At 41.3% G+C, this 13,259-nt stretch carries 14 protein-coding genes and 1 tRNA gene; 5 read left to right on the top strand and 10 right to left on the bottom strand.

The window, feature by feature from the left end:
* Positions 1-197 precede the first annotated feature (197 nt).
* Positions 198-941, bottom strand: a complete 744-nt coding sequence (locus RM368_RS30410; protein WP_322697499.1) for a Uma2 family endonuclease — start codon at positions 939-941, stop codon at positions 198-200.
* A 105-nt stretch (positions 942-1,046) separates the two neighbouring features.
* Here RM368_RS30410 and RM368_RS30405 point away from each other — a divergent pair, with 105 nt between their 5' ends.
* On the top strand, positions 1,047-1,262 hold the full coding sequence (locus tag RM368_RS30405; protein WP_322697498.1) for a hypothetical protein: 216 nt from the start codon (positions 1,047-1,049) through the stop codon (positions 1,260-1,262).
* A gap of 41 nt (positions 1,263-1,303) precedes the next feature.
* A complete protein-coding gene (locus tag RM368_RS30400) occupies positions 1,304-2,647 on the top strand; it encodes a TMEM143 family protein (RefSeq protein WP_322697497.1) in 1,344 nt (447 codons plus the stop codon).
* Positions 2,648-2,732: 85 nt separating this feature from the next.
* On the opposite strand, the gene RM368_RS30395 is transcribed toward RM368_RS30400, so the two are convergent.
* The 8 genes from RM368_RS30395 to RM368_RS30360 all read right to left on the bottom strand — a co-directional run bounded on the left by RM368_RS30395 (position 2,733) and on the right by RM368_RS30360 (position 9,466).
* A complete protein-coding gene (locus RM368_RS30395; protein ID WP_322697496.1) occupies positions 2,733-3,041 on the bottom strand; it encodes a KGK domain-containing protein in 309 nt (102 codons plus the stop codon).
* Between the two features lie 299 nt (positions 3,042-3,340).
* The gene (gene ccsB / locus RM368_RS30390) at positions 3,341-4,402 is read right to left on the bottom strand and encodes a c-type cytochrome biogenesis protein CcsB (protein ID WP_322697495.1); all 1,062 of its coding nucleotides are present in this window, start codon (positions 4,400-4,402) and stop codon (positions 3,341-3,343) included.
* Between the two features lie 228 nt (positions 4,403-4,630).
* Complete coding sequence (locus tag RM368_RS30385; protein ID WP_322697494.1) at positions 4,631-6,400, bottom strand: DUF3352 domain-containing protein; 1,770 nt, start codon at positions 6,398-6,400, stop codon at positions 4,631-4,633.
* A gap of 560 nt (positions 6,401-6,960) precedes the next feature.
* Positions 6,961-7,524: a Uma2 family endonuclease gene (locus RM368_RS30380; protein WP_322697493.1), complete on the bottom strand. Its 564-nt coding sequence runs from the start codon at positions 7,522-7,524 to the stop codon at positions 6,961-6,963.
* A 93-nt stretch (positions 7,525-7,617) separates the two neighbouring features.
* Positions 7,618-8,181, bottom strand: a complete 564-nt coding sequence (locus tag RM368_RS30375; RefSeq protein ID WP_322697493.1) for a Uma2 family endonuclease — start codon at positions 8,179-8,181, stop codon at positions 7,618-7,620.
* Between the two features lie 42 nt (positions 8,182-8,223).
* Positions 8,224-8,376 (bottom strand): hypothetical protein, encoded by a 153-nt coding sequence (locus RM368_RS38880; RefSeq protein WP_416212267.1) that lies wholly within the window; start codon positions 8,374-8,376, stop codon positions 8,224-8,226.
* Between the two features lie 203 nt (positions 8,377-8,579).
* Positions 8,580-9,203 (bottom strand): chorismate lyase, encoded by a 624-nt coding sequence (locus RM368_RS30365; RefSeq protein WP_322697492.1) that lies wholly within the window; start codon positions 9,201-9,203, stop codon positions 8,580-8,582.
* 182 nt (positions 9,204-9,385) lie between these two features.
* Positions 9,386-9,466: transfer RNA gene (locus RM368_RS30360), tRNA-Leu, on the bottom strand.
* A 474-nt stretch (positions 9,467-9,940) separates the two neighbouring features.
* Between RM368_RS30360 and accC the strand changes: the two genes are divergently transcribed.
* Positions 9,941-11,284 carry an acetyl-CoA carboxylase biotin carboxylase subunit gene (gene accC, locus RM368_RS30355; protein ID WP_322697491.1) on the top strand — a complete coding sequence of 448 codons (1,344 nt, stop codon included), beginning with the start codon at positions 9,941-9,943 and terminating at the stop codon, positions 11,282-11,284.
* 64 nt (positions 11,285-11,348) lie between these two features.
* Here the strand turns inward: accC and RM368_RS30350 are convergent, their stop codons facing one another.
* Entirely contained in the window at positions 11,349-11,642 is a 294-nt protein-coding gene (locus tag RM368_RS30350; RefSeq protein ID WP_322697490.1) for a YggT family protein, read from the bottom strand.
* A gap of 289 nt (positions 11,643-11,931) precedes the next feature.
* Here RM368_RS30350 and psbX point away from each other — a divergent pair, with 289 nt between their 5' ends.
* Together psbX and RM368_RS30340 are read left to right on the top strand one after the other, a co-directional pair.
* The gene (gene psbX / locus RM368_RS30345; RefSeq protein WP_174709687.1) at positions 11,932-12,051 is read left to right on the top strand and encodes a photosystem II reaction center X protein; all 120 of its coding nucleotides are present in this window, start codon (positions 11,932-11,934) and stop codon (positions 12,049-12,051) included.
* Between the two features lie 248 nt (positions 12,052-12,299).
* Positions 12,300-13,217 carry a Ycf66 family protein gene (locus RM368_RS30340; RefSeq protein WP_322697489.1) on the top strand — a complete coding sequence of 306 codons (918 nt, stop codon included), beginning with the start codon at positions 12,300-12,302 and terminating at the stop codon, positions 13,215-13,217.
* Positions 13,218-13,259 lie beyond the last annotated feature (42 nt).

Below are 13,259 nucleotides of genomic sequence, written 5' to 3'. Positions count from 1 at the left end.
GAACTCCTTTAATGAGGCTTTGAACTCCTTTAATGAGGCTTTGAACTCCTTTAATAAGGCTTTGAACCCCTTTAATGAGGCTTTGATACTCATTCATGAGTCTTTGAACTCCATTAATGAGTTTTTACACCAATTCAATACAGTACTGCAAAAATCCACAGCGAACCATGAAAAATATTTCTTCTCTACTCCCTTTTTCAAGTGAGAGAATCTGGATCTACACCGAGCGATCGCAACTGTTCTGCTAATAATTCAGCACGTCGTTCTGCTTGTTGAGCTTTTTGTTCTGCTTGTTGAGCTTTTTGTTCTGCCTGTTGAGTTTTTTGTTCAGCAAGTTTTTCCTTTTCTTCTGGTGTTAAAAGCTTTTCCCCTTGTTGGTTATACCAATACAACCACTGGCGAGGAATGCCTAGATAAGTTCCCCGTTCCATGCCAATTCCTAAACCAATCTCTGGCAACCAAACAGGATTACTATCTTCTAATGCAGTGTAACCACCATTAATTAATTTGTATATTTCCAACCGTGGCTTTCGGCGACGATTTGGATTGTAGATTACATAATATAAAATCCCTAATTTCGCATACTCTGCTTTTTTAGTAGAGTACTCACCACGATATTTTTGAGATACTACTTCTAGCGCTAATATTGGTACTCTCCTCTCTTCCCAAAGCACATAACTTAGACGGAGGTTTTCATCATAAAATCGCTCTACGCCTAGACTCAAAAACCCATCAGGGACTATCGCTGGTAAGTCTGGGTCATAATAAATACCCATATCTACGCCAAAAAACCAATCCATGCGTTCTGGCCAAGCCATTGCCAGAAGCGCTTTAAGTAAACCGGGAATCAAATCTTGTAATTCATTATCCACAGGGGTATCGTCAGAGTCAGGTAGCTCCTCAGATGAGGGCAAACAAGCTAATGGATCGTAATTTAGCATGATTGATTTCCCATTCCTCAGTTATGAGTACATCTTTATTTTATAAATGAATATTGATGGTAATTTAAATGAGAGAATCAGAATCTATGCCGAGCGATGTTTACTATGGTCACTGAGCTTTGTCGAATTACGGGTCACGCCTACGCACTTTTCAATCAGTCTTTAAAAATAACAGAACGCATTGGAGATGTGCAAGGCAAAGCAAATATCCCTACTCACTTTTTCCCTTGGCTCAGGAAAAAACTGCGAGATTTACCACCCAAGATACTAGAATTTAATTACCAATTAAAACATAATGTCTCATCGCCGCCGTTTTCGTGAGATGTGGCAAACCCTAGTTAGATTCTGATTCATCTTTGAATATGGCTGTTTCCGAAAATAGAGAAGCATTTATTCCCTACACTCGCAGTGATATTATCAAACTTTGCTTACAAGACGGTCAGCTAGATAAAGCTGATGTCAAAAAATTTCAAGATTTCTGCCAAATTCTCATTGCATACTATCACTTTCGCTTCCACCAAACCTTAGAAGTTATCAAAGATAACTACGTACCCTTTAACCCTAATGCAGAGATTCAACCAATAACTCCACCAACATTCAAGCAATATGATGATATGGAGTTGAAAGTAGTTGAAGCCTTTAGGCATATTGTCGAAAGAGCTAATTATATTCTTTTGCCTGAATCGATTTTAAAACAAGCGCTGGCAACAAAATCTCTAATTGAATTGAAAACTCAAGTAAATTTTGAGGATTTTGACCGCTTGATCTGTTATTACCGGGGCGATAGTTCTAAAAAAATTTCGGTAAAAAAATTCTTCTTTTGGCAAGAAGAAAAAACAATTGATATTTTTGAACGGATTGTTTTATTAGTCAAGTTCAAAGAAGCAGCTTACTTTCGGGCGAAGAAAAACAAGATCCAAGAATTAAAATTCATTCCTGGTAAGATGTATGTTTACTTCTACAAAAATATTCCCAAACTAGATATCGATTTAATCTTTCCCAATGTAAAAACAAGTATGACCTGGAAAGATCGGTTACTATTTGTAATTCCGGCGATTGGCGCGGCAATTCCTTTGATATTAAGAACATTGCCGAATTTATTATTAATAGTTGCTGCAATTTTACTAGTACTAAACGTTACTTTTTGGGTTGAATCATTAAATGTAGAGTTGGATAAAGTCAGAAATTTTCTGCCCGTCTTGGTGGCAGCTTTATCATTAGCGATCGCTTTGGGTGGATTTGCCTTTACGCAATACACTAATTACAAAAATAAAAAAATTAAATTTCAAAAAATTGTTACTGATACGCTATTTTTCAAGAATTTAGCTAGCAATAATAGCGTTTTTCAAATGTTTCTGGAATTAGCAGAAGAAGAAGAATGTAAAGAAATTATTCTGGCATACTATCACTTACTGACTAGCCCCACACCATTAACTCCTCAAGAATTAGATTCTCGCATCGAAACTTGGATGGACAATAAATTAGGCACAAAGATTAACTTTGATATTCAAGGGCCTCTAAGCAATCTAGAAGATATTCGCGGGCAAATAATTCAAAATAGCAAAACAACAGACAAAGTACCAAAAATCCCTTTACTAGCCTACGATCGCCAAGGAGCATGTCACGTTTTACCCTTGGATGAAGCTAAAGCAGTGATTGATTATGTTTGGGATAATGCTTTTCGATATAACGGAATAATTTTGTAGTTTAGTCTCTCGGTTATTTGTAAACATCAAGAAACTCATATCCCCGAATTCTTGAAGAAGTTGGGGATATTTTGCTTATTGAGTATTAATTTTCCACTTGTTTGAGTTTTTGAAAAATTTCATCAAGTGGAGACTCAGATTCATCAGGACAAAATTCTAAAGCAAGTCTCACTTTTCCTTTTTTCCATCCCAAATTACTAAATTGTAAAACTTCACAATTTAATCCTTGAGTATACAAATTTACTTCATCCGTTTCTTCTGCTCCAATATATTCCTTAATTGCTGTAATCAAATCGCGGACTTTAAAAGTTTTAGCAATATTTAACTTATTAAAAGTGTCCGGTTTGATAGAGACAACTTCATCATGGTTTAGTATCTCGAATCCATCTTCCATAAAAATCTCCTGTTAATCAATTTATATTTTCCAGAGATATAACAGTTCATCCGAAATAAAATAATAATTTAGTTATTGGTCATTGGTCATTGGTCATTAGTCATTAGTCATTGATCGTTAGTCCTTGGTTATTATCGTAATAATTTGTGTATTGCACAAAGGGGCAAAGAAAACTCTTCACCCCTCTGCGTTTCAACTTAGATACTTAACTCACCATAGTTTGACGGAAGATTTTACTAAGTCTTGAGTTATGAGTAAAAGTAAAATACTCAATACTCAGTACTGTCTTAGTAAGGTTCTTAGAAAAACCAACCGTAAGAATGCAAACCTTTACCCAAAAGATTCACACCGAGATAGCAAACCCAAACAACAAGCAAGCCGGCAGAGGCTAAAATTGCTGGACGACGCCCTTGCCAACCGCGAGTAATTCTGGCGTGAAGGTAGGCAGCGAAAACTAACCAGGTGATTAATGCCCAAGTTTCTTTCGGGTCCCAACTCCAGTAGGAACCCCAGGCTTCGTTAGCCCAAACACCACCGGCAATGATGCCAATTGTCAGCAGAGGAAATCCTAGTCCGATGATGCGATAACTAATGTTGTCGAGAGTTTCGGCAAGGCTAAGGCGCTGGGGTGAAAGAGGTTCAGCAGATGCAACGGCTGGAGATTCAGGGGTAGTTACTAAATTTAAAACAGCTGTATTACTGTTACCGTTGCCATTGCTACTAGTTTCAAAACGAGCAAAGCCGTTATTTTCGACAGCAGGGGTTGGTGGTTGAGAAATTAGTTCAGTGGCTTTGTGCAAGCGGTAGCCGTTGCTGCGATAGCCACCAGTACCAACAGAACTACCTTGTAATTGAATATTTTGACCGCGAGTGACAATTAAGAAAGCGATCGCTAATAACGAACCCACCATCAAAGCAGAATAACTCAGCATCATAACGCTGACATGCATCATCAGCCAATTTGACTTCAAGGCAGGTACTAAGGGTTCTGACGCTTGCATCTGGGATGGTAGTGTCATAGTAGCAAAAGCAGTAATAGCCATTGCCACCGGAGATGTCGCAACTCCTACTAAGCGACTACGGCTACTATTTTCGGCAATCAGATGAACAGCAGTAATTCCCCAAGCTAAGAAAAACAGAGATTCATAGAGATTACTTAAGGGAAAGTAACCAGCTTCGATCCATCGTGCCCCTAGTAGAGTAGCTATACACAAATTTGCGATCGCCATCCCAGCTGTCCCCAAAGCGGCTAGATAAGGCAGATTTGGAAAAGCCGCTCCTCCCCAATACACCAGCATTGTCAGGAATAATATGGCAAAGGACGCATTGTCCAGCCAGTTCTGGAGTACAACCAAATTCATAAAGTCTTTTCTCCGTGAATAATTTAAAATATCGATTCTGACTGTTTTGATCCTATATGTTAAGAGAGGAATCGGGAATGGGGGATTGGGGATTGGGGCATTGGGCATTGGGCATTGGGCATTGGGAGTTAGGAGTTAGGAGTTTTGTTTATCTCCTTGTCCCCTCACTCCCTCATTTCCCCGCTCCTCTGCCCCCCTGCTCCCTGCTCCCCTGCTTTCCTCTCTCCTCTATCTAACAGAGTTACTCTTACTCTTTTCTGGACTAGGCAATGTAGTAGTGTTAGTAACTTTTTTCAGTTCGATAAAAATATCGTAACGGTTACTGCGATTGTCGCTGACAGCAGATGTCATCCCAATTGTGCGCGTTGCATCTAGCAAAGTTTCTTGATTGGGAATTAGAGTTGGTAAAGGGAAATTTTTCACAGTTCGTTCCACATCCAGAAAAAATTGACCGTTTGTCGGATTGGGTTCTGTAGGAACTGTTTGTTGGAAGGGAAGAGTGCCAGCTAGTGTGTAGTTAGGTTTGGGAACAATTTTATCGGTGATGGGAGCGCCCACTACCAAGAAAGCGACATCTCCATCTAACCAACCGTGGGTAGCAGTTAACGTACCATAAGGTGATACCCAGTTAACAACGGGTTGACCTGCGACTTTCCCCAGTTGCACTTGGAATTGGTATTGATTTTTCATCACTTCATCCAGCTTACTGATGGATGCTTCAGCTGATTTGCGTAGGCTTTGCCCGCCGTAGTCATCGCTTGTCTGTACCATGAACAGCAAACCCGCACGAAAATCATTTGGTGAACCTTCTTTTGGAGTAGCAGGAATTACTGATAAGGAAAACTCCCCTTTCATCCAACTAAGCAAATCCTTCTCCAAATCGAGATCGGTAAGAGATTTTATCCCACCTCTAATCTGTTCTGGTGCGATCGGTGATAAAGGATTTCCCTGAGATGTTAAAACATAGTCTCTCCACAACCTCTGTAAGTTACCGCCAGTAAGCATCATTAAGGTTTCGGCTGGTATGCGGCTTTGCATTTTCCCAGCTTTGTTTTCCACTGTCAGCACTCGTTGACTATTAGGGTTTAACCAAGAAACGCCCTTGAAGCGGATTCCTTCTGACTCTAAAGTTATTGTCCCTGCTAAACCTTGGTTATTTTGCAGTTGAGCCAAAACTTGAGCAGGTAAAGGGCGGTTTGGAGAAGCCGCGGCTATTTTCGCTGCTGTTGGCACATTGATATAAAACTGTCCAAAGGGTTGGTAATTGGCAATTTTCGGGAAATTCTCAGCAAAGCCGCCTGTTGTAGCTAAGGATGTTTTATTTTTGTAAGCATCGATCGCTCGTTCTGTGGCTTTGGGACTATCAGTTATGACTAAAAAACGCTCATCTAGTAATGCAGCTGAGAAGTTTTGCCCTGCTTGTCCTTGACTTTGTTTGATGGCGATCCCTTGATAAGTGCGATCACTCCATTTGCCTTGTTTAAGAATTTTGGGTTGTGCCAAAATAGTTTTGGCGATTTCTGAATTTTTTACTGGCAATACCATTACCATCGACTGCTGATCGCTAGCGGCATTTTCATTGGTGGTAACTGGTTTGGGTGCAGGTTTATTTCCTGTAGTTGGGGCAAGAATTGCGATTGTCACGTCATCGCCTACCCAAGGAGCGATATCTTTCTGGAAGTCGTAACCATTATTCGTCAAAAAGCGATCGCGTAACTGGACTAAATTTTTGTCCAGTTCTGTTTGGGTTTCTTTTGTCCCAAACTGCCGCAATTTCTGCCACTGCTGGGGATCTGTTGTTAAGGAAACTGCAAACAGGGCATCACCAGGAATAATATTTGCACCTACTAGCAAATCGCTAGAAGATATTTGTCTCTGGGCGAACAACCAGTAGGCTACACTCCCCGCACCAATCAATAACCCAGCAGCCGAGAGCGTCAGCACCAGAGACGGTTTCTTATTTTTCTTCATCTGAACAGACACAAGAGGCGGTGCCATTGAAACCTGTACCTTATACTTGCAAACTTATTACTTGCTTGATTAGTCAAGTACACCAACAGTATTACCCATTCTTTAGAGCAGTTAATTATATTAAATTTTTCTTCCCTAGATGCTGATGGTACTTCGATAATCAACTTTCCGTAATCTTTTAAAAGCTATGTTTTTGGCTCAGTTAACATTTTTAACACGCTTTGTTGAATTTCGTAAGACGTTTCCCTGAGATTAATCCTCAGTCGGAAAGTTTCCACAAGTAAATCTGTTATTCCAAGCAATAAGCGAGAATATAACATTTTTTTCGGAGTTACAGAAATTATATACAATCAGAAAACTCTAGGTGTAATGGTTTTAGCGATTTATCTCAATTCTCCTTAAAGTATTACCCCGCTCTAAGAACTCTATTTTTATACGATTTGGTTGGAAAATCGTCCTATTGCTTTCCACTCAAAGCATTAATGCCTCTTGCCATCTCAAAATAAGCGAACGTACAGATATAACTAGCTGGACAAAGCTGCAAGCCAATTTGAGCTACTTGTCTTTGCTCGGTAGCGATCGCCTACTTATACTTGCAACTCAAATCCAGGTAGTATATCTTCTCCAGAAACAATCGCTGGCATTTGCACAACTTCTACAGCTTTTAAAAGTCTGTAAATTTCAACCTGGCGATCTTGAGGATTAATCAGCCAACCTAAACGCAGACCATTTTTAATGTATTCCTGCATTTTCTCTTGAATCGGTGCAAGGCGATCTGTCTCCGAACGCAGTTCAATCACAAAGTCGGGTACAAGTGGCGGAAATTTTTTTCGTTGTTCTGGTGTTAAAGCTTCCCACCGCTCTAATTTTACCCAAGCAGCATCAGGAGAACGTTTTGCACCGTTAGGAAGTATAAAGATAGTTGAAGAACTAAAAACTTTCCCTAATTTAGCTTGACGATTCCAATTATTTAAGTCTGTAATTAAATCTGCTTCTTGATTTCCGCTTTCTCCTCCGACTGGTGGCACAATTATTAATTCTCCAGATGCGTTCATTTCCAGGCTGACATCACGATTGGCAATACACAATTGATAAAATTGCTCATCGGTTAAATGAGCAATCGGTTCTAGATTTAGCACAACAGTATTCATTAAACCTTTCCTCGCGTCTTTCTTGCTAACATCAGTAGGAAATTATTGCTTGTTGGAAGATTTATTAAAGTGTAATTTGAAACCCTCCTATACTTATACTTGCAACTCAAATCCAGGTAGTATATCTTCTCCAGAAACAATCGCTGGCATTTGCACAACTTCTACAGCTTTTAAAAGTCTGTAAATTTCAACCTGGCGATCTTGAGGATTAATCAGCCAACCTAAACGCAGACCATTTTTAATGTATTCCTGCATTTTCTCTTGAATCGGTGCAAGGCGATCTGTCTCCGAACGCAGTTCAATCACAAAGTCGGGTACAAGTGGCGGAAATTTTTTTCGTTGTTCTGGTGTTAAAGCTTCCCACCGCTCTAATTTTACCCAAGCAGCATCAGGAGAACGTTTTGCACCGTTAGGAAGTATAAAGATAGTTGAAGAACTAAAAACTTTCCCTAATTTAGCTTGACGATTCCAATTATTTAAGTCTGTAATTAAATCTGCTTCTTGATTTCCGCTTTCTCCTCCGACTGGTGGCACAATTATTAATTCTCCAGATGCGTTCATTTCCAGGCTGACATCACGATTGGCAATACACAATTGATAAAATTGCTCATCGGTTAAATGAGCAATCGGTTCTAGATTTAGCACAACAGTATTCATTAAACCTTTCCTCGCGTCTTTCTTGCTAACATCAGTAGGAAATTATTGCTTGTTGGAAGATTTGTTGAGGTGTAATTTGCAGCCCTTCAAATAATGAATCTTCTCAACTATCAGTACCGCGTTTGATTTGGTGATATCACCTTCGGGAAGTGCGAGAAATTCTTTGAGGGTGAGTTGGGTTTTGAGTTGAATCATAGTTGATCTTGAGGAATGACTTTATTTTAAAGAGGATGCGATCGCTAAACAACGGCAAACCATCACCGAAAACTCATTAGTTTAACGGTACTACTAGCAGAAGCGATCGCTGCAACAATAATTCAACGTTCCTTTGATAATTTCATTGCATGATTTCAGCTACTTAGTTTTACTCGATAGGCATCAACCTACATCATGGCTTCTTACTGATTTTTGGAATTTAATTGCATAGGCCCCAAATATTTGGTTAAATATGGTGAAAAAACCTCATAAATTAATGTCAATGGCTGCCCATGATGCCAAAACAAATAGTGGCGACCCCAGAAAGGCCCAGTCACACCAAAACCGGACTCTAGTGCCAATGAGTCACCGTAGTAAATTCCTCGAACATCTCGATACAATTCTGTGCGAAGACGAGCTAAACTTGCCCAAATTGGTAATGAACGGTTTTGTAAATACTCATCGACATGACTGGCTTCCCACCACGAAGTAGCATAAGCTAATCGTTGCCCAGAAGCGGTACGCAGCCATACTTGTCGCCGTAATCGCGGTTCTGGGACAGCTTGGATTAACTCAGGAGCAGCATCCAAGTCGATACCAATCAATGACATATCAATAACATCTACTTCTACAGCCTCACCTGTGAGCAATTCTAAGTGACGTGTTGGAGAGCCGTCACCCAATAGCATTAGCTGCCATGCAGGTGCTAGCTGAGTGTGGGGTAAACTTTGTTGAATTATTTCCTCCCCTCCTTGCCAAATCGGAGTGAGGCGATGCCAAGCTGGTGGCGATGTTAGGTTGTTTGTTGGCGGAAAAGAAATAGTCAATGCTTTTTACAAAACTTCACCTATTTCTATAAAAGCATAAAGGACTAGTACTTTGACAAGGCAACTTTACTTAATATCTAGTAAGCACTGAAGTGCTTCGGAAGCAAACTTAATATTTAAGGGTCAACAGTCTAAGGTTTTTTGACCTGTGACTATTGACCCTATGCTTAAACAAGCAAAAATGCGGATGGGGAGACTCGAACTCCCAAGGCAAAGCCACACGCACCTCAAGCGTGCGCGTATACCAATTCCGCCACATCCGCATGGTTTGTCTAAGAATAGACTATAGCATAAGAAAATAATTATAGTAAGGTGATATCTAAACTCAGTTGCTTCAAAAATATAAATTTTCTCAAGGCGGTATCAGACTGACAGAAATTTAGCAGCTGTACAAGTGATATTGAAAAGGGTAGAGCTACTGTGTTCGGCGAGGTGCGATCGCGTATCCGTCTGCTGTAGGCGATGTTTACGAAGGGCTATGACGCTCGATAGCGACGTAGAAGCGCCTGACTCGCTATCGGCTTCGCAAAAGCCCAGCTTGGTAGTCTAGCCAAGACTTACAGCAGCAATGTTGTTAGTGTAGTAAGACCCGTAGAGGCAGCAAGCCTGCAATATGCGAGTTTGCTTAGGATCAGGGTGGCGAATCTCCTGCAATAATTTGAAATAATGCGGAAGCATTGTTTCAAGTTGGATCGGAGAAAATGTCAATCTACTGGTAATGATATCGAAACTAAAAAATGAAGTTTGACAAAATATTAATTGCCAATCGGGGAGAAATCGCCCTTCGCATTCTCCGCGCCTGTGAAGAAATGGGAATTGCCACAGTTGCGGTTCACTCCACCGTTGACCGTAATGCTCTCCACGTCCAACTTGCTGATGAGGCAGTTTGCATTGGCGAACCTGCTAGCGGTAAAAGTTATTTGAATATTCCCAATATTATTGCTGCTGCACTGACGCGCAATGCTACTGCTATTCATCCAGGTTATGGTTTTTTGGCAGAAAATGCTCGGTTTGCGGAAATCTGTGCCGACCATCATATTGCTTTTATCGGCCCAACTCCAGAAGCTATGAGACGGATGGGCGATAAATCCACTGCCAAAGAAACCATGCAAAAAGCTGGAGTACCGACGGTACCAGGTAGTGAGGGATTGGTAGAATCCGAGCAAGAAGGATTAGGATTCGCCAAGGATATCGGCTATCCAGTGATGATCAAAGCTACAGCAGGTGGCGGTGGACGGGGTATGCGCCTAGTTCGTTCTGAAGACGAATTTGTTAAACTTTTTCTCGCCGCCCAAGGCGAAGCAGGAGCAGCTTTTGGGAATTCTGGCGTTTACATAGAAAAATTTATTGAACGTCCCCGCCACATCGAATTTCAAATTTTGGCGGATAACTACGGTAATGTCATCCACTTAGGCGAACGGGATTGCTCAATTCAGCGTCGGAATCAAAAGCTGTTAGAAGAAGCTCCAAGTCCGGCTCTCGACCAAGACCTACGTGAAAAAATGGGACAAGCTGCGATCAAAGCTGCCCAATTCATTAACTACAGTGGGGCGGGTACTATTGAGTTTCTGTTGGATAGATCCGGTAAATTCTACTTTATGGAAATGAACACCCGGATTCAGGTAGAACATCCTGTAACAGAAATGATTACTGGGATAGACTTAGTTGCCGAACAAATCCGCGTTGCTCAAGGTGAAAGACTCAAGCTGACCCAAGACCAAGTAGTATTACGAGGTCATGCGATCGAATGTCGAATCAACGCCGAAGATCCCGATCGTGACTTTCGCCCCTCTCCTGGACGGATTAGTAGCTATCTGCCCCCCGGAGGGCCCGGTGTGCGAATTGATTCCCACGTTTACACAGATTACCAAATCCCACCTTACTACGATTCCTTAATCGGCAAGTTAATCGTTTGGGCGCCAGACCGACCCACTGCTATTAACCGGATGAAACGCGCGCTGCGGGAATGTGCCATTACTGGATTACCTACCACCATTGGGTTTCATCAAAAAATTATGGAAACTCCACAGTTTTTACAGGGTAATGTCTATACAAATTTTGTGCAGGAAATGAACGCGTAGGAAAGTAGAGAAGGAAAAAGGTTATGGGTTACAGGGGACAGGGTTATAACCTGTAACCTGTACCCTAATTAACACGAGATAGCATAGTCAACAATCCTTGTTGACCTAACAGGATTTCTCGCAGCAGACTGAAGATACCAACCCAAATAATAGGTGTAATATCTACTCCACCTATAGGTTGCACCAGCTTTCGCAAAGGTATTAAAAATGGCTCAGTTGGCCAAGCTATTAAATTAAAGGGCAAACGATTCAAATCCACTTGCGGATACCAAGTGAGAATGATACGAAATATAAATAAGAATGTCATAATCCCTAACACAGGGCCAAGAATCCAAGCAGTCAGGTTAACACCAGTCATCGGTTTTAGGTACTATCTATCTGTAAAAAAAGAAAAAACTTAGGCGCAGGCAAGTTGCCCTTTGCGTAGACATAGCTACAAAGTTTTAAGCTTTGTAAAGCACTCTGATCGTTATTTTAACTAAATGCTGTCACTTCTTTCTGAAATAGAAAAGCGAACTCGCCCATCTGGTTAACTCAATAACTGGTGAAAGAAGTTACCAAGTTTGGCAGTTCAGAGTTAGAGGCTTCTCAAGAAAGTAATACACTATTAAAATTAGGATGAAGTGTGTAAAAAAAGGTTGAGAAGTATGACGCCTTCTTTAGCAAATTTTCTTTGGAGCCTGCTATGGGGTACAGCAATTGTTGTAATACCCGCTACTGTTGGTCTAATTTTCATTAGCCAAAAAGATAAAATACAGCGTTCATAATGCTTATGAGAGTTAAATTAGCTCTCGTAAAGGATTGTCTGTCAGCTATTTACTTAAATTGCACTAAAAGCAGCAGAAACTGCGACTGGTGGCAGTTGTAGCTGACAGACATAGACGTTTTTACTTTTCGGTGAATAGCTTCAGAGCTTCTTTGCCAGAGGCTTTGAAGCTTCAATATATCGTGCCTAATTACAGTAGTGATTTTAATTGTGACTCGCTAACATAGATTTGATATTGGGAAAACAGCAATGATAAATTTTGGGCTGAACTCAGCCAGTTTTCTGGCTCAGGTAAATTTTGGGGCAAACTCAGCCAGTATTCTAGGAATTTTCCTGGCTGTGGCTGGGGCAGCACTGTATTTTCTCCGCACTGTGCGTCCGGAATTGTCACGGGATCAAGATATCTTTTTTGCGGCAGTCGGCTTACTTTGCGGCTTCATTCTCGTCTTTCAAGGATGGCGGCTAGACCCGATTCTACAATTTGGTCAACTGCTTTTAGTTGGCACAACTGTGTTTTTTGCAGTTGAAAGTATTCGTCTGCGAAGTATAGCTACTCAGCAAGCAAAGCGCAACACTCCGATTGTGGACGAAGACCGACCGGTTAGCGATCGCTATTCGTACAATAATCGCAGAAACTATCAGGCTGAGATGGAAGCAGATTTAGATCCACTGCCTTATGAAGACGAGGAAGAACGCCCAGTGCGTCCCCGGATTCGCGGTAGCAGGGATGAGATTTCAACTCGTGATGACTACTATCAGGAACAACCCCCTCGTCGTACAGAACGCCGCAACAGCAACACTAGTGAAAGACAGGCTCCATCTGATAGAACGCGTCGGCGAACTTCTGGGCGTCCTGTAAATCGCCCTTCTGAAAGCTTTGAAGAAGAGAACTGGGGTTCTTCATCTAGGCAAGTTGATGATTGGGAAAATTCAGGTGGGGAAGTTAGAAAACCTTCTCGCCGTAGTAATAACGGGTCACAGCGTCCCGAAAGTCGTGAAGATGAAGTTTCTCCTAGACCGAGAAGGCGTCGTCCGCCCACTGACTCAACTTCTCGAAGACCGCGCGAAGATGATGATGCGATCCCAACCGATTATGTGCCATACAACCCAATTGAAAAACCAAATGAGGGGCCAGATAATTTGACCGATTTTGATGACGATGTTTAAAACAGTTGGCGTGTAAGTAAGTTTAAAGGCGACGGAAAACAG

It is taken from the genome of Nostoc sp. DedSLP03 (assembly GCF_034530815.1).
Lineage (GTDB): Bacteria > Cyanobacteriota > Cyanobacteriia > Cyanobacteriales > Nostocaceae > Nostoc.
This window is presented reverse-complemented; position numbering and strand designations above follow the sequence as displayed.